Below are 16,235 nucleotides of genomic sequence, written 5' to 3'. Positions count from 1 at the left end.
CCTGTTGCGTTGCTCAGGCGTTCGCCTCCGAGACGGGCTCCGCCTCGGCCGGGGCCGAAGCCGCGTCGTCGTCGACGGGGACGAGGCTGATCTTGCCGCGGTCATCGATGTCGGCGATCTCCACGCGGAGCTTCTCGCCGACGTTGACCACGTCCTCGACCTTGCCGATGCGCTTGCCCTTACCCAGCTTCGAGATGTGCACCAGACCGTCGCGGCCCGGGAGCAGTGACACAAAGGCACCGAACGTGGTGGTCTTGACGACGGTTCCGAGGAACCGCTCGCCCACCTTGGGCAGCTGCGGGTTGGCGATGGCGTTGATCATGTCGATCGCGGCCTGCGCAGACGGACCATCGGTGGCGCCGACGAACACGGTGCCGTCGTCCTCGATGGAGATGTTCGCACCGGTCTGCTCGGTGATCGAGTTGATCATCTTGCCCTTGGGCCCGATGACCTCACCGATCTTGTCGACCGGCACCTTGACCGTGGTCACGCGAGGCGCGTACGGGCTCATCTCATCCGGCTCGTCGATGGCCTCGGCCATCACGTCGAGGATGGTGATGCGGGCGTCCTTGGCCTGGGCGAGCGCTGATGCCAGAACCTTCGACGGGATGCCGTCGAGCTTGGTGTCGAGCTGCAGTGCGGTCACGAAGTCCTTGGTGCCTGCAACTTTGAAGTCCATGTCGCCGAAGGCGTCCTCGGCTCCGAGGATGTCGGTCAGGGCGACGTAGCGGGTCTGGCCGTCGATCTCGTCGGACACCAGGCCCATCGCGATGCCGGCAACCGGAGCCCGCAGGGGCACGCCGGCGTTGAGCAGCGACATCGTGGAGGCGCACACCGAGCCCATCGACGTAGAGCCGTTGGAGCTCAATGCCTCGGACACCTGACGGATCGCGTACGGGAACTCGGCGACGCTCGGCAGTACCGGCATCAGGGCACGCTCGGCGAGTGCGCCGTGGCCGATCTCGCGACGCTTGGGTGAACCCACCCGACCGGTCTCACCGGTCGAGTACGGCGGGAAGTTGTAGTGGTGCATGTACCGCTTGCTGGTCTCGGGCCCGAGGGAGTCGACCTGCTGCGCCATCTTCACCATGTCGAGAGTGGTGACGCCCATGATCTGGGTTTCGCCGCGCTCGAACAGGGCACTGCCGTGTGCGCGAGGAATGATGGCGACCTCGGCAGACAGCGAGCGGATGTCGGTGACACCGCGACCGTCGATCCGGAAGTGGTCGGTGAGGATGCGCCCGCGTACCAGCTTCTTGGTCAGCGACCGGTATGCGCCGCCGATTTCCTTCTCGCGGCCTTCGAACTGCCCGGCGAGCTGCTCGAGGATCTCACTCTTGAGTTCGTCGGTCTTGTCGTCGCGCTCGGCCTTGGCCGCGATGGTCAGGATCTCGGAGAGCTTGGCCGAACCTGCAGCCTCGACAGCGGCGAAGACGTCGTCACCGTACGGCGGGAACAGCGGGAAGTCGCCGGTGGGCTTGGCTGCCTCGGCGGCGAGCTTCTGCTGTGCCTCACACAGACGGGCGATGAACGGCTTGGCGGCCTCGAGTCCCTCGGCCACGATGGCTTCGGTGGGCGCCTGCGCGCCACCCTCGATGAGTTCGATCACGTTGTCGGTGGCCTCGGCCTCGACCATCATGATCGCGACATCGGCGGAGTCACCCTCGCCGGAGACGATTCGGCCGGCGACGACCATGTCGAAGACGGCGCCTTCGAGCTGCTCGACGGTCGGGAAGGCGACCCACTGGCCGGCCTTGTTCTCGTCGGTCGGGATGAGCGCAACCCGCACGCCACCGACCGGTCCGGAGAACGGGAGACCCGCGATCTGGGTGGACGCCGAGGCCGCGTTGATGGCCACCACGTCGTACAGGTCCTTGGGATCAAGGCTCAGGATGGTGACGACGACCTGGATCTCGTTACGGAGACCATCGACGAACGACGGGCGCAGTGGCCGGTCGATCAGGCGGCAGGTCAGGATCGCGTCGGTGGACGGACGGCCCTCGCGGCGGAAGAACGACCCCGGGATGCGGCCGGCCGCATACATGCGCTCTTCGACATCGACCGTCAGCGGGAAGAAGTCGAAATGGTCCTTGGGGTGCTTGCCGGCACTGGTGGCCGACAGCAGCATCGTCTCCTCATCGAGGTAGGCAACAACCGCGCCTGCGGCCTGCTGCGCGAGCCTGCCGGTCTCGAAACGGATGGTGCGGGTGCCGAAGGTGCCGTTGTCGATGACAGCGGTGGCTTCGGTGATCTCGTCGTCGTAGTCGACGGTGTCTGTGGTGGTGACGTCAGTCATGTGTTGATGGTTCCTCTCGTCAGGCGTCAGAGATGACGACCTGCTTACGGTCGGTCGACTCGCGGGCGAACACACGCGAGTAGGCCCTGAACCAAGAGGAGGCAATTGCACGTCGCGTGACGGCCATCGATCGAAGCCGCCGGAGAATCGTGTCTCCGGGAGCCACTACCGAGGACCGCTCACCTACTGCAGTGTGTCCGGGCCGCAGATGCCGACCGGGTACTGCCGCGCAAACGGCCGTGATCTTCTTGGTACAAAAGCCAACGCCGAGGATATCACTCGATATCCTCGGCGTTCGCACTCTCGGTGGTGCAGTGGCCTACCGGGGGCCATTGGACGCCTCCGGCGCAGGCCAGGTTGGGCCGTACTAGCGGCGCAGGCCCAGACGCTCGATGAGCGAGCGGTAGCGCTGCACGTCGACCTTGGCGACGTACTTGAGCAGACGACGGCGACGGCCGACGAGCAGCAGGAGGCCGCGGCGGCTGTGGTGGTCGTGCTTGTGCTCTTTGAGGTGCTCGGTGAGATCGGTGATGCGCTTGGTCAGCATCGCGACCTGAGCCTCGGGAGAACCGGTGTCGGTCTCGTGCAAGCCGTACTCGGCGAGAATGGTCTTCTTCTGTTCAACGGTCAAAGCCACTAGAAACTCCTGAAAATGCCGTCCGCGCGTTGATGGGAGAACTCCGGTGGTTTTGACCCACCACCCTCGAAGATCTTGGTGCAGCCACCGCGAACCGCAGCACACACCGACTGGCCACTGTACCGGCGCGGCGGTCACCAGGCCAAATCGAGGCCCGGACCCTCGGGTGGGCCGATGTGCGAGTCAGTCCCCTGGATTGGGCCCGGATGCCAGCACCACACGGGTCTCTTCGACATCGGCTGCGATCTGGTCGATCAACGACTGCACCGACTCGTACTTGACCTGCCCGCGGATACGGCCGACGAAGTCGACTGCGACGTGCTGGCCGTACAGGTCGGCCTTGGTGTCGAGAACAAACGCCTCGACGGTGCGCGTACGTCCGGAGAACGTCGGGTTGGTCCCGACCGACACGGCCGCCTGGTAACTCTCCCCCGGTTCCACCTGCCCGACGACCGGACCCGCTCCGAGAACGGTGAACCATGCGGCATACACGCCATCGGCAGGGATGGCCGAGTACATCGGCGGTGCCACATTGGCTGTGGGGAAACCCAATTCGCGGCCACGTCCGTCGCCACGGACGACAACGCCTTCCACCCGATGTGGTCGGCCGAGGGCCTCGGCCGCCGCCGCGACGTCACCTGCGTCGACACACGAACGGATGTACGTCGAGGAGAACGTCACGGCATGCTCACCCAGCAGTGACACCGCTTGCACACCGAACCCGAACTTCTCGCCGAAAGTTCTGAGCACCTCGACGTTGCCCGCGGCCTTCTTCCCGAACGTGAAGTTGTCGCCGACCACCACCTCTTGCGCGTGCAGGCGTTCGACCAACACTTCGTGCGCGAAGTCCTTCGGGGACTGGGCGGCGAGCACGGGAGTGAACGGCATGACGCAGAACACGTCTATGCCCAGCTCTTCGGCGAGCTCGGCCCTCCTGGTGAGGGTGGACAACTGGGGAGGATGACTTCCCGGGCGCACCACCTCGGCGGGATGGGGATCAAAAGTCATCAGTACCGCGGGCACACCACGCTCCTCGGCGGCCTTGGTCGCGGTCGTGATCAACTGCGCGTGACCTCGGTGCACGCCGTCGAAGACGCCGATCGTGACCACACATCTGCCCCAGTCCGCGGGGATATCCTCAAGCCCTCGCCAGCGCAACACGGCACAAGCCTACGACCCCGCCCGCGGGACCGCGACACCGAACTCCCCATGGCGATCTGACGTCAGTTGGTGTCGCGTCCTAAGCTCGACAGGTGCCTCCATCTGATGCTCCCGAAGAAACAGGGAAGGATCTCACCGACTCCGCCGACCAGCGGGGCGTGTCCGAGCTGTCCTCGGTGACGCAGGACTACCTGAAAGTGATCTGGACCGGCCAAGAATGGCGGCCGGAGAAGATCACCACCAAGATGTTGGCCGAACGTCTCGGCGTGTCACCGTCCACCGCGTCCGAGGCGATCCGCAAGCTCGCCGATCAGGATCTCGTGGTTCACGAGCGCTACGGATCGATCACGCTCACCGAGGCCGGCAGAACGGCCGCGGTGCTGATGGTCCGGCGGCATCGCCTGCTGGAGACATTCCTCGTCCGCGAGCTCGGCTACGGATGGGACGAGGTGCACGACGAGGCCGAGGTGCTCGAGCACGCCGTGTCCGATCGCTTCCTGTCGAGGCTGGACGCGAAACTCGATTTCCCCACCCGGGATCCCCACGGTGACCCGATACCGCAGGTGGACGGGTCGGTGCCGTCACCATCGGCCCGGGTGCTCGCCGATGTGGACGTGGGCACCGCAGGACGGATCGCTCGCATCGCCGACACCGACCCTGAGATGCTGCGCTACTTCGACTCGGTGGGCATCGCGCTCGACCGCACCATCGCCGTCCGAGAACGCCGCCCGTTTGCCGGCACCATCGAGATCTGTATCGACGGCGGAACCCCGATCGATCTCGGAGACATTGCCACACGGGCTATTTGGCTCGCCGACTGAAGTGAGCCGGGCTGAACTCGGCCGAGACGCTTCTCAGCGCAACGTCGCCGGCCGGACCACCATCACCGAGCTGGCTCTGCGGCCCTTTTCCTGCAGCAGCGCGATGGTGTGGCCCTCAGGGTCGATGGCCGCGTAGACCCCCGCCATCCCGATCGGCTCCAGCCAGCGCCCCTGACTGATCGACTCGGCTTCCTCCGCGGTGATGTTGCGATGGGCAAAAGCGAACTGCGCTGCTGCATCGATGTCGAGCGACACCGTCGGGTCGTCGGCCAACTCGGTGATCGTGCGCGCCACGTCGAGCCCGAACGGACCGACCCTCGTGCGCCGCAGTGCCGTCAGGTGGCCACCCACGCCGAGTTCGGCCCCGAGGTCCCGTGCCAGCGACCGGATATAGGTCCCCGCCGAGCACTCGACCTGTACACGCACATCGGTGTAGACCGCGTCGCCGTCCTGGACGGTGTCGATGTCGACGACGTCGAATCGCGACACCGTCACCTGCCTGGCCTTGAGTTCGAAGTCGGCGCCTTCACGGACCAGGGCGTGCGCGCGCTGACCGTCCACCTTGATGGCACTGACGCGGGCCGGGATCTGGCTGATCTCCCCCGTCAGCGGTTTGACCTCGGTGTGGATGCGCGCGTGGTCGAGGTCGCTCGTGTCGGTGCGGGTGAGAACGCTGCCCTCGGCGTCGTCGGTGTCGGTGGTCGCCCCGAGCCGGATCGTCGCGTCGTACGCCTTGGTGGTCAGCGACAGGAGGCCGAGCATCTTGGTTGCCCGCTCCACCCCGATGACCAGTACGCCTGTGGCCATGGGATCGAGTGTCCCGGCGTGCCCGACGCGCCGCGTCTTGAGCAGCTTGCGGCACGAGGCGACGACGTCATGGCTCGTGACGCCGGCCGCCTTGTCGATGATCATCAGGCCCGCGCCGTCGAGGCCTGAATGTGGTGGTCGAGAACTCACGGTCGACTCCTCAATGCACGATCGCGGTGACGATGAGACCGTCCTGGACCAACCAGCGCCCATCGAACCCGAGCAAGGGCCGGCCCCCGTCCACGGTGGCACCGTCCACGAGGAGTTCGGTTCGGAAAGTGCCCGTGCCCTCTGCGGTCTGCTCGAACGTGATGTGCGCATCCTCGAAACCGAGCCAACGTCTGGCCAGCGGGAACCACGCCTTGTAGGTGGCTTCCTTTGCGCAGAACAACAGGCGGTCCCAGTGCACGTCCGAATTCCGGGCCGCCAGTACTTCTCGCTCGGGCTCGATGCTGACGTGCTCGAGAACTCCCTCGGGCAGTGGCTCATGCGGTTCGGCATCGATGCCCAACGAACGGACCTGCATCGCATAGCCCGCAACCGCCGCCCGGTACCCGTCGCAGTGGGTCAGGCTGCCCACGATCTGACGGGGCCACAGCGGTTCACCGTTGTCGCCACGCAGGATGGGCACCGGTTCGACACCGAGCCGGCTCAGCGCCTCTCGTGCGCAGTTGCGGGTGGTCACGAACTCGCGGCGGCGTTTGTCCACGGCACGGGCGATCAACGAGGCCTCGGCAGCCATCGGCTCGGCGTCGACCATCTCGCCGAACGACTCGGCCACTGCGACCCCTGAGGGAAACAGCTTCTCGATCATGGTGTCTCGTCTCGCTTCTGTTCACGCTCGGCGCGGCGCACCTTCACGTCCTCACGTTTCTTGGCCAGCTTCTGGGCGAACTCCTCGGCACGTTCCTTGTAGTCCGGAGGCAGCTCGAACCGGGCGCCGTGTTCGGGCAGGTGCTCGGGCAGCAAACCGTCATCGGGAACGATCTTGCGCAGCAAAGGATCCGGCAGGCCGCGGCGGCCCCACTCACGCGGGTAGCCGACCGACACCTCTTCGAACCGCACCCCGTCGTACCAGGTGGTGCGGGGAATGTGCAGGTGCCCGTACACGCTGCACATCGCGTTGTACCGCAGATGCCAGTCGTCGGTGAGTTCACTGCCGCACCACAGGGCGAACTCGGGGTACATCAGTGCGTCGGTGGGCTCTCTTCGCAGCGGCCAGTGGTTGATCAGCACTGTGCGCTCGGCGGGGTCGAGTCGGTCGAGCCGACGGCGAGTCTGTTCGATGCGGGCCCGACTCCAGGCGTCGCGCGTCTGAAATGGCTCGGGCGACAACAAGAACTCGTCCGTGGCCACCACGTTGTTCTCCCGGGCGACAGCCAGGGCCTGCAGCTTGTTGACGGTGCCTTTCGGTCGAAAGGTGTAGTCGTACAACAGGAACATCGGCACCACGCGAACCGGTGCGGTCCCGTTACCGGGGTCGAACAGGGGGTAGATGTCCTCGGGTGTGACGACGCCCAGATCGCGGCACATCTGCACCAGGTAGTCGTAGCGTGCGACGCCGAAGATCTGCATGGGATCCTTGGCGGTGGTGTACAGCTCGTGGTTGCCCGGGGTCCAGATCACGGTCTCGAACCGCGCTTTGAGGCGGCGCAGGGTGTCGGAGATGTCGTCGGTACGTTCGCTGACGTCACCGGCGACGATCAACCAGTCGCCGTCGTCCTCGGGGCGGATCCGGTCGATGATCGATTCGTTCCCGCGGTGCGCGACATGCAGGTCACTGATCGCCCACAGTGTCGCCATGTCGCGTCCTTTCGCCGTTGTTCACAGATCTGCCCGTCTCGTCTTCCGCCCCGTCACGCGAGGGTAGTCGAAGGTTCGGGTGGACCCGGTTCAGGGCGTTGGGGTCGCCCGGATGCCACCTCGGTCCACCGGCCACTGCGCACTCGCCATGCACCGGTGATCAGCCGCAGCACCATGAACACGACAAGGCCGGTCCAGATACCGGCCAGACCCCAGTCGAACGCGAGCGACAACCAGATGAGCGGCAGGAATCCGATGATTGCCGACAGCAAGGTCGAGGTGCGCAGGAAGGCCGCGTCTGCGCTTCCGAGGAGGATGCCGTCGAGGGCGAACACGATGCCCGCGATCGGGAGCATCGCGACGAAGAACCACCACGGAGTGGACAGTTCGTCGAGTACCGCGGCGTCGGAGGTGAACACTCGCGGGAAGACGGCGTTGCCCGCGGCGAACATCGCGGCCAGGAGGACCGAGACACCCAGGGACAAAGCGATCACGCGGCGGGCGACTCTCCATGCTGCCGGAACCGCACCGGCCCCCAGGGCCGCGCCGACCAGGGCCTGGGCCGCTATGGCGAACGAGTCGAGGACGAGGGCAACGAAGTTCCAGAGCTGCAGGACGAGCTGGTGGGACGCGACCGCTGCGACGCCGAACCGGCTCGCCACGGCAGCTGCGGACAGGAAACACACCTGAAAGGCGAGACTGCGCATGATGAGGTCGCGGCCGAGGGTGAGCTGCGCTGCGATGACCGTCCATTGAGGACGCCTGGACACCGTCGATCGATCAGCGGGCCCGGCGCCCACCGGCGCCCGGCGCGTGACCGTACTGAACTCGCGGAGGACGCGGACCGCGAACAGGAAGCCGGCCAGACTCTGGCCGATGACGTTGGCGATGGCGCTGCCCACGAGCCCCAGGTGCGGCGCACCAAGCAGTCCGTGCACCAGGATCGGGCACAGAATTGCCGAAAGACCCAGTCCCGCAACCACGTACAGAATGGGACGCCGGGTGTCCTGCACGCCGCGCATCCAGCCGTTACCGGCCATCGACAGCAGGATCAACGGCACCCCACAGACCGCGATGCGCAGCCAGTGGACCGCCTCGGTGGCCACGTCACCGCCCCCGGTGAGCACCTCGAGGATCCAGGGGGCGGCCACCTGCATGACCGCCACGATGATCGCACCCACTGCCAGCGCTATCCACGTGGCCTGCAGCCCCTCGCCCACCGCGCCTGCCCGGTCGCCGGCGCCGAACTTCTGGGCGGCCCGGGCCGTCGTGCCGTACGACAGGAACGTGAGCTGGGTACTGACGACCGACAACACCAGCACCCCGACACCGAGCGCTGCGAGGTCGAGACCACCGAGTCTGCCGACAACGGCCAGATCGAGCATCAGGTACAACGGCTCGGCCACGAGGACAACCAAGGCCGAGGCCGACAACCGCAGGATTCGGCTGTTGGTGGGAGCGAGCTCCCCGGCGGGTGCTGCGGTCACACCGAGCGCAACAACTGCCCGACGACCTCCGTGGCCGTCCCGGTGGCGCCGTATCCCGCCGCGAGCCGATGACCGCCGCCGCCGTGTGTCCGGGCCAGCGGGACGAGGTCGACGTCCGACTTGGCGCGCATCGACACCGTCCACTGGCCCGGCGAGGCCTCCTTGAAGACAACCGCGACCTCGGCTTCGGAGGTGGTGCGCACGATGTCCACCACACTCTCGCTCTCTTCCCAGCCGAGCGCTGCGGTGGACTCGTGGTCGACCACGGCGTACACCAGACCACGTCCGGCAAAGGCGTGGGGAACAAGCTCCGCCGAGCCGAGGGCGGCGGCAACCATCGTCAGCCACGCGAATCGGTGGGTGTCGAGAAGTCGCCGAGTCCATCTCCGGCCGTCGACGCCCAGTTCGAGCAACCGAGCGGCGATCCTGTGTGATCGGGGGCTCGCCCACTTGAATGACCCGGTGTCGGTGACCACGCCTGCATAGAGACAGGTGGCGACCTCGACGTCGAGCGGCACCTCGAGCGCATCGATGATCTCGAGAACGAGTTCGGCCGTGCAGTCGGCAGTGGGATCGACGAAGTTGATCGTCCCGAAGCCGTCGTTGGACGCGTGGTGGTCGATCACCACCGATGACTGCGCCGCCTCCACGACCGCGGCCAGTGATTCCAGACGATGGATGCTGGCGCAGTCCACGGTCACCACGACGGGATGACCGACCACCTCGCCCGGCTCGACAAGCGTGTCCGCGCCGGGCAATTCGGCCAGCGCCGCAGGTAGCGTCGCAGAATCGGGGAAGCTCACCTCCACCACGGTGCCTCGGCGCCGCAGTGCTCCGGCTATGGCAAGGCCGCTACCGATGGTGTCGGCGTCAGGCCGCGTATGACAGAGGACGGTGACGTGCTCGGCAGATGCCAGCACGTCGACGATCGACCGCAGTGCGGAGGTGGCGGCGGTTTCGGTGGTGTTCACCTTTCGCCGGCACCCGCAGTACCCGCGCCTTCGTCGCCGGGATCACCATCGGCACGGGCCGGTTCCTTGTATGGGTCCGGGTCGCCGGCCGGGGCGGCATTGCGAGCCAGCCGGGCGACTTCCTCGTCCTGCTGGCGGGCGCGCTCGAGTAGTTCTTCGAGATCACGTGCGGTGTCGGGCACCTTGTCCAACACAAAGCTCAGTGTCGGGGTGAAGCGGACGCCGGTTCCGGCTCCGACCTTCGACCGCAGGATGCCGGTCGCCTTGGCCAGACCGGCCGCTGCCGCCGCGTAATCGGGTTCTTCGTCGAGCGACGGACCCATCACCGTGTAAAAAACCGTTGCATCGTGTAGATCACCGGTCACCTTTGCATCCGTGACGGTGACGTAGGCCAGCCGAGGGTCCTTGATCTCCTTGGCGATGGCCGTGGCGACAATCGATGAGATCCGCTTCGCCAACCGCTGTGCCCGTGCGGGGTCTGCCATGGGACCTCACTCCTTCTGTTCTCAGACCGGCCCGTGAGCCGAATTCTTCTCGAGTAATTGTGCTGCAGTGAGCTCAGTCGTCGTCGCTGCTGCGAATTCTGCGCCGGACGGACAACACTTCGACCTCAGGCCGCTGCATGACCAGATCCTCACTGGCATCGAGTATTTCACCGACGTGCCGGGAATCGGTGGCAACTGCCGCGACCCCGATCCGCGCCCTGCGGTGCAGATCGTGGTCGTCGACCTCGGCGACCGAAACGCGCAGACGCGCCAGTGATGCGACGATGGGCCGCACCACTGAGCGCTTCTGCTTCAGGGATCGGACATCTCCGAGCAGTAGGTCGATCTCCAGGGAGCCGACAAACATCACGTCCTGGTCCGGGATTACTCCCGGGCCTTCTCCCGCAACTCGTAGGTCTCGATGACGTCGTCGACCTTGATGTCCGTCGCCGACGTCACTCGCGCGCCTTCTCCCGCAACTCGTAGGCCTCGATGACGTCGTCGACCTTGATGTCCGTCGCCGACGTCATTCGCGCGCCTTCTCCCGCAACTCGTAGGTCTCGATGACGTCGTCGACCTTGATGTCGTTGTACGTGATCGTGAGACCGCATTCGTAGCCGTCGCGGACCTCGGTGACATCGTCCTTCTCGCGCTTGAGTGAGGAGATGGTGAGGTTCTCGGCGATCACGACGTTGTCGCGCAGCAGACGGGCCTTGGCGTTCCGGCGCATGATGCCCGATGTGACCAGACAACCCGCGATGTTGCCGACCTTCGACGAACGGAAGATCGCACGGATGTCGGCCCGACCCAGTTCGACCTCTTCGTAGATCGGCTTGAGCATGCCCTTGAGCGCGCTCTGGATCTCGTCGATGGCCTGGTAGATCACCGAGTAGTACCGGATGTCGACACCCTCGCGGTTCGCGAGTTCGGTTGCCTTGCCCTCGGCACGGACGTTGAACCCGATGATGATCGCGTTCGATGCCGACGCCAGGTTCACGTTGGTCTCGGTGACGCCACCGACACCGCGGTCGATGACCCGCAACTGCACCTCGTCGTCGATCTCGATACCGAGCAGCGCTTCTTCGAGCGCTTCCACGGTTCCCGAGTTGTCGCCCTTGAGGATCAGGTTCAGCTGCGAAGTCTCCTTCAGAGCCGAATCGAGATCTTCGAGGCTGATCCGCTTGCGGCTGCGTGCGGCCAGCGCATTGCGCTTGCGCGCGTTGCGGCGATCGGCGATCTGGCGGGCGATGCGGTCCTCGTCGACGACCAGCAGGTTGTCGCCTGCACCGGGCACCGAGGTGAAACCGATGACCTGGACGGGGCGCGACGGCAGAGCCGCCGTGACATCGGCGCCGTGCTCGTCGACCATCCGTCGGACACGTCCGTAGGCGTCTCCGGCGACGATCGAGTCGCCGACCTTGAGCGTTCCGCGCTGCACGAGCACAGTTGCCACCGGGCCGCGGCCGCGGTCGAGGTGGGCCTCGATGGCCACACCCTGCGCGTCCATGTCCGGGTTCGCCCGTAGGTCGAGTGAGGCATCCGCGGTCAACAGAACTGCTTCGAGGAGCGCGTCGATGTTGGTGCCCTGCTTGGCGGAGATGTCGACGAACATGGTGTCGCCGCCGAAGTCCTCGGCAACCAGACCGTATTCGGTGAGCTGAGCGCGGATCTTCTGCGGATCAGCACCTTCCTTGTCGATCTTGTTGACCGCCACGACGATCGGCACGTCGGCCGCCTGTGCGTGGTTGATCGCCTCGACCGTCTGCGGCATGACACCGTCGTCGGCCGCGACCACGAGGATCGCGATGTCGGTGGCCTTGGCACCACGGGCACGCATGGCGGTGAACGCCTCGTGACCCGGGGTGTCGATGAAGGTGACCAGACGCTCGTTGCCGTCCAGTTCGGTGAGGACCTGGTAGGCACCGATGTGCTGGGTGATGCCACCGGCCTCGCCTTCGCGGACCTTCTCGTTACGGATCGTGTCGAGCAGTCGCGTCTTACCGTGGTCGACGTGACCCATGACGGTCACCACCGGCGGACGTTGCTCGAGATCTTCCTCGCCACCGGCATCTTCGCCGTAGGTGAGGTCGAAGGAGTCCAGCAGCTCGCGATCTTCGTCTTCAGGACTGACGACCTGCACGACGTAGTTCATCTCGCCGCCGAGCAGCTCGAGCGTCTCGTCGTTCACCGATTCGGTGGCCGTGACCATCTCACCGAGATTGAAGAGCGCCTGCACCAGTGCTGCCGGGTTCGCGTCGATCTTGTCGGCGAAGTCGGACAGCGATGCACCGCGAGCAAGACGAATGGTCTCGCCGTTGCCACGTGGCAACCGCACGCCGCCGACTGCGGGAGCCTGCATGCTCTCGTACTCGGCGCGTTTCGCCCGCTTCGACTTGCGACCACGACGGACTGCACCGCCGGGGCGACCGAAGGCACCGGCTGCGCCGCCACCTCGTCCACGACCGCCACCACCGGGGCGTCCGCGGAACCCACCGGGGGGACCACCGGGAGCACCTGTCGGGGCTCCGCCGCCGCCGCCACCGGGACCGCCACGGTATCCACCGCCGCCACCGGGACCGCCGCGGGCACCACCGGCGCCGCCGGGTCCGCCACGTGCGCCACCGGGGCCACCGCGTGCTCCGCCGGGTCCACCCGGACCGCCTGGGCGGGCCGAACGAGCCGGCATGGCACCGGGATTGGGTCGAGGAGGCATGCTGCCGGGGCTGGGACGGGGACCGCCCTGACCCGGTGCCGGGCGTCCGCCGGTCGCGCCGCCGGGTGCGGGGCGCTGGCCGCCGCCGGGACGGGGGCCGCCCGTGCCGGGTGCCGGACGTGGTGCCGGACGCTCGACCGGAGCGGCCGTCGAATAAGGGTTGTTACCGACCCGCGGCGCACGCGGACCGGGCTTGGGGCCCGGAGCGGCCGGCCGTGCGGCCGGAGCCGGACGCGAAGGAGCCGCAGGCGGGGTCGCGGAGGCTGCCGATGCTGCGGGAGCTTGAGGAGCCGCCGGTGCCGGACGCTGGGGAGCGGGCCGGTTCTGCGGGGCCGGTGTCGCTGCCGGGGGCGCCGGGGGTGCTGCCGGTGTCGCCTTGGCTGCGGGAGCCGCCGGGCGCGGGGCGCCGGGCTTTGCGCCGGTCGACGGCGCGGCCGGAGCCGAACCGCTCGGTGCCGGCGCCGAAGGAGCCGGGGTGCGCGCGGCACCCGGCTTGGCTGCTGAGGGTTTTGCCGGGGCGCTGCCTCCGGCGTTTGATGACGGTGCCCCACCGTTGGCGGCGGGAGCGTCCTTCCCGGGGAAGGACTGGCGAAGTCGCCGGGCCACCGGGGCCTCTACGGTCGACGACGCTGATTTGACGAACTCGCCTTGTTCGCTGAGCCGGGCGAGTACTTCTTTACTCGTCACGCCCAGTTCTTTGGCCAATTCGTGCACGCGGGCCTTGCCTGCCACTGCTCTCCTCACTTGGAGGTCGAGCGGCATTGCCCGCTACGACCTCGGTCTACGTCCGAAACGTGCTCATCGCAAGAACTTCACGGTGTGCTCATGTCTTCTGCTACCTGTCCTTAGTGGCCGACTGCTGCCGGCCTCTCTGTGTGGCTACCGACTCGATCTCTCGGGTCAGTAGATCGGCGTCGACGGTCAACCCGCCGAGCCGAAATGCCCTTGCGAAAGCTCTGCGCTGCACCGCCATCACCAGACATGCCGGTTCGGGATGCAGCCAGGCTCCTCGCCCTGGCATGGTCTTTCGATGGTCGATCACAACAGCCGGGAGACCGTCGTCGGTGCAGACGACCAGCCGAACGAGTTCGGTGGCCGGGCGACACTGTCGACATCCGACGCAGGTACGCATCGGAATCTTCTCGCGGTGGGGCGAAGGATCACTGTGGACCACCGCAAAGTCTACCGTCCTGGGCGCTGCAGATGCCAATGCCACCCTTTCCGGCGAGTTTTCGGTCAGCTCGCACCCGCCGCAGACTCGACCTGGTCGGCATCGGGCTGGGCGTCGCTGCGGATGTCGATACGCCATCCGGTGAGCCTCGCCGCGAGCCGCGCATTCTGCCCTTCCTTGCCGATGGCCAGCGACAACTGGTAATCGGGAACCACGACACGCGCCGCCTTGGCAGCCAGATCGACCACCGTGACCGAGATGACCTTCGACGGCGAGAGCGCGTTACCGACGAACACCGCGGGATCGGTGTCGTAGTCGATGATGTCGATCTTCTCTCCGGCCAGTTCGCTCATCACGTTGCGGACCCGCTGCCCCATCGGCCCGATGCAGGCACCCTTGGCGTTGAGCCCGGCGACCCCGGTGTGCACCGCGATCTTCGACCGATGCCCGGCCTCGCGGGCCACGGCCACGATCTCCACCGACCCGTCTTCGATCTCCGGGACCTCGAGCGAGAAGAGTTTGCGGACCAGGTTCGGATGGGTTCGCGACAGCGTGATCTGCAGTCCACGCGCTCCGCGGGTGACCCCCACCACGTAGCACTTGATCCGCTCGCCGTGCACGTACTTCTCTCCCGGCACCTGTTCCGCCGGCGGCAGCACACCTTCTTGACCCGTTGCCTCGCTGCCGATCCGCACGACCACCATGCCGCGTGCGTTCGCCCGGGCGTCCTGCTGGACCACACCGCCGACGATCTCACCCTCGTGGGTGGAGAACTCGCCGAAGTTCTTGTCGTGCTCGGCATCTCGGAGACGCTGCAGGATGACCTGGCGTGCGGTGGTCGCCGCGATCCGCCCGAATCCCTCTGGTGTGTCGTCCCATTCGGAGATGACGTTGCCGTCCTCGTCACGTTCCTGCGCCATCACCCGGACCTGACCCGACTTGCGGTCCACGTCGATGTACGCGTGGGGCGCAAATCCGTCGGTGTGGCGGTACGCGGTCAGCAGAGCCGACTGGATGGTCTCGATGACGGTGTCGATCGAGATGCCCTTCTCGGCCTCGATCATTCTCAACGCTGCGATATCGATATTCATTTGTTCCCTTTCCGTCTTGCCTCGATCTGTTCGGGATCGAGGCCGCACTTCTCTAGTTCCGCAGGGGACGGTTCACCGAAGTCCACCTGTACGAACGCCTTGCGTACCGCCGCCAACTCAACCTCCCGGATGGTCAGCCCCCGGCCGGACTTGATGACCACCGACACGCTGTTCTCGTCCCCGGCCAGTCGCCCCACCCGCCCGGCTACCCGCTCCGGCGGCTCACCGACGAGGTCGACGACAACCTTGCGCCCGGCGGCGCGTCGCCAATGACGTGCTGCCGTGAGCGGGCGGTCCACGCCCGGCGATGTCACTTCCAACACATAGGTGTCGAATGCGGCAACCGGGTCGGCCGCCGTCGTGTCGCCGACGGAGTCGTCGGATTCGGCCGGAGCGTCGAGCACTTCGGAGATGGATCTGCTCAGGGCTGCCAGTTCGTCGAGTGTGGCGCCACCGTCGCGGTCGACGACCACCTTGACCACGTTCTCCGCACCGGAGGCGGACACCGTCAGTTCCTCGACGTCGTAGCCGTTCTGAGCGGCGATCGGCTCGAGCAGTGCGCTGATCCGGTCCTGGTCGATTGCCCCGGGCATCGGCGTCTCCTCCATGTGCAGTTGTCGGTTCCCAGCATGTCGAGCGGTCGATCGTCGACCGCATGCCTTCGCATCGGCGATGCGGCGTGTGGCCATCAGCTTAACGCCCCGCGGACACCGTTTCGCCCACCTGCTCGGTCGGCAGGGCACGCGACCCACCGCGCACCGCCAGAGTCTTCCGTTGCCGAGCGCGACTGGC

15 protein-coding genes are annotated in these 16,235 nt (G+C 66.5%); 1 reads left to right on the top strand and 14 read right to left on the bottom strand.

Features of this window, described 5'->3' with window-relative positions; all coding sequences use genetic code 11:
• Window positions 1-13: 13 nt before the first annotated feature.
• The 3 genes from CSW57_RS23150 to CSW57_RS23140 form a co-directional block, all read right to left on the bottom strand.
• Window positions 14-2,296, bottom strand: coding sequence for a polyribonucleotide nucleotidyltransferase (locus CSW57_RS23150; protein WP_099384954.1), 2,283 nt, complete (start codon window positions 2,294-2,296; stop codon window positions 14-16).
• 367 nt (window positions 2,297-2,663) lie between these two features.
• The gene (rpsO, locus tag CSW57_RS23145) at window positions 2,664-2,933 is read right to left on the bottom strand and encodes a 30S ribosomal protein S15 (RefSeq protein ID WP_023959738.1); all 270 of its coding nucleotides are present in this window, start codon (window positions 2,931-2,933) and stop codon (window positions 2,664-2,666) included.
• A gap of 183 nt (window positions 2,934-3,116) precedes the next feature.
• Window positions 3,117-4,094 carry a bifunctional riboflavin kinase/FAD synthetase gene (locus CSW57_RS23140; protein ID WP_099384953.1) on the bottom strand — a complete coding sequence of 326 codons (978 nt, stop codon included), beginning with the start codon at window positions 4,092-4,094 and terminating at the stop codon, window positions 3,117-3,119.
• A 92-nt stretch (window positions 4,095-4,186) separates the two neighbouring features.
• Here CSW57_RS23140 and CSW57_RS23135 point away from each other — a divergent pair, with 92 nt between their 5' ends.
• Window positions 4,187-4,915 (top strand): metal-dependent transcriptional regulator, encoded by a 729-nt coding sequence (locus CSW57_RS23135; protein WP_370624025.1) that lies wholly within the window; start codon window positions 4,187-4,189, stop codon window positions 4,913-4,915.
• Window positions 4,916-4,948: 33 nt separating this feature from the next.
• Here CSW57_RS23135 and truB read toward each other — a convergent pair whose 3' ends face one another.
• The 11 genes from truB to rimP all read right to left on the bottom strand — a co-directional run bounded on the left by truB (window position 4,949) and on the right by rimP (window position 16,036).
• A complete protein-coding gene (truB, locus tag CSW57_RS23130) occupies window positions 4,949-5,872 on the bottom strand; it encodes a tRNA pseudouridine(55) synthase TruB (protein WP_099384952.1) in 924 nt (307 codons plus the stop codon).
• Between the two features lie 10 nt (window positions 5,873-5,882).
• Window positions 5,883-6,536, bottom strand: coding sequence for a 4'-phosphopantetheinyl transferase family protein (locus CSW57_RS23125; RefSeq protein ID WP_099384951.1), 654 nt, complete (start codon window positions 6,534-6,536; stop codon window positions 5,883-5,885).
• Window positions 6,533-7,525 carry a metallophosphoesterase family protein gene (locus CSW57_RS23120; protein ID WP_099384950.1) on the bottom strand — a complete coding sequence of 331 codons (993 nt, stop codon included), beginning with the start codon at window positions 7,523-7,525 and terminating at the stop codon, window positions 6,533-6,535. Before CSW57_RS23120 ends, CSW57_RS23125 begins: the two co-directional genes overlap by 4 nt.
• 53 nt (window positions 7,526-7,578) lie before the next feature.
• Window positions 7,579-8,967: an MATE family efflux transporter gene (locus tag CSW57_RS23115; RefSeq protein ID WP_370624027.1), complete on the bottom strand. Its 1,389-nt coding sequence runs from the start codon at window positions 8,965-8,967 to the stop codon at window positions 7,579-7,581.
• Window positions 8,968-9,008: 41 nt separating this feature from the next.
• On the bottom strand, window positions 9,009-9,983 hold the full coding sequence (locus CSW57_RS24750) for a DHH family phosphoesterase (protein WP_099384949.1): 975 nt from the start codon (window positions 9,981-9,983) through the stop codon (window positions 9,009-9,011).
• Entirely contained in the window at window positions 9,980-10,468 is a 489-nt protein-coding gene (gene rbfA, locus CSW57_RS23105; protein WP_099384948.1) for a 30S ribosome-binding factor RbfA, read from the bottom strand. The genes CSW57_RS24750 and rbfA overlap by 4 nt, the downstream gene beginning before the upstream one ends.
• Before the next feature lie 73 nt (window positions 10,469-10,541).
• Window positions 10,542-10,835, bottom strand: a complete 294-nt coding sequence (locus CSW57_RS23100) for a DUF503 domain-containing protein (RefSeq protein WP_099384947.1) — start codon at window positions 10,833-10,835, stop codon at window positions 10,542-10,544.
• A 159-nt stretch (window positions 10,836-10,994) separates the two neighbouring features.
• On the bottom strand, window positions 10,995-13,913 hold the full coding sequence (gene infB, locus CSW57_RS23095; protein WP_099384946.1) for a translation initiation factor IF-2: 2,919 nt from the start codon (window positions 13,911-13,913) through the stop codon (window positions 10,995-10,997).
• 103 nt (window positions 13,914-14,016) lie between these two features.
• Window positions 14,017-14,313, bottom strand: a complete 297-nt coding sequence (locus CSW57_RS23090) for a YlxR family protein (protein ID WP_099385061.1) — start codon at window positions 14,311-14,313, stop codon at window positions 14,017-14,019.
• 104 nt (window positions 14,314-14,417) lie between these two features.
• On the bottom strand, window positions 14,418-15,443 hold the full coding sequence (nusA, locus tag CSW57_RS23085; RefSeq protein WP_099384945.1) for a transcription termination factor NusA: 1,026 nt from the start codon (window positions 15,441-15,443) through the stop codon (window positions 14,418-14,420).
• Window positions 15,440-16,036: a ribosome maturation factor RimP gene (gene rimP / locus CSW57_RS23080; protein ID WP_099385060.1), complete on the bottom strand. Its 597-nt coding sequence runs from the start codon at window positions 16,034-16,036 to the stop codon at window positions 15,440-15,442. The genes nusA and rimP overlap by 4 nt, the downstream gene beginning before the upstream one ends.
• Between the last annotated feature and the right edge of the window lie 199 nt (window positions 16,037-16,235).

Source organism: Williamsia muralis (assembly GCF_002735905.1).
GTDB lineage: Bacteria > Actinomycetota > Actinomycetes > Mycobacteriales > Mycobacteriaceae > Williamsia > Williamsia muralis_A.
Note: the sequence above shows the minus strand (reverse complement) of the source record. Positions and strands in the feature narration are given on the sequence as shown.

Coding starts and splice junctions, on each gene's coding strand:
- CSW57_RS23150 (WP_099384954.1), bottom strand. CDS start 2,296: ATGACTGACGTCACCACCACAGACACCGTCGACTACGACGACGAGATC.
- CSW57_RS23125 (WP_099384951.1), bottom strand. CDS start 6,536: ATGATCGAGAAGCTGTTTCCCTCAGGGGTCGCAGTGGCCGAGTCGTTC.
- CSW57_RS23120 (WP_099384950.1), bottom strand. CDS start 7,525: ATGGCGACACTGTGGGCGATCAGTGACCTGCATGTCGCGCACCGCGGG.
- rbfA (WP_099384948.1), bottom strand. CDS start 10,468: ATGGCAGACCCCGCACGGGCACAGCGGTTGGCGAAGCGGATCTCATCG.
- CSW57_RS23100 (WP_099384947.1), bottom strand. CDS start 10,835: ATGTTTGTCGGCTCCCTGGAGATCGACCTACTGCTCGGAGATGTCCGA.
- CSW57_RS23090 (WP_099385061.1), bottom strand. CDS start 14,313: ATGCGTACCTGCGTCGGATGTCGACAGTGTCGCCCGGCCACCGAACTC.
- nusA (WP_099384945.1), bottom strand. CDS start 15,443: ATGAATATCGATATCGCAGCGTTGAGAATGATCGAGGCCGAGAAGGGC.
- rimP (WP_099385060.1), bottom strand. CDS start 16,036: ATGCCCGGGGCAATCGACCAGGACCGGATCAGCGCACTGCTCGAGCCG.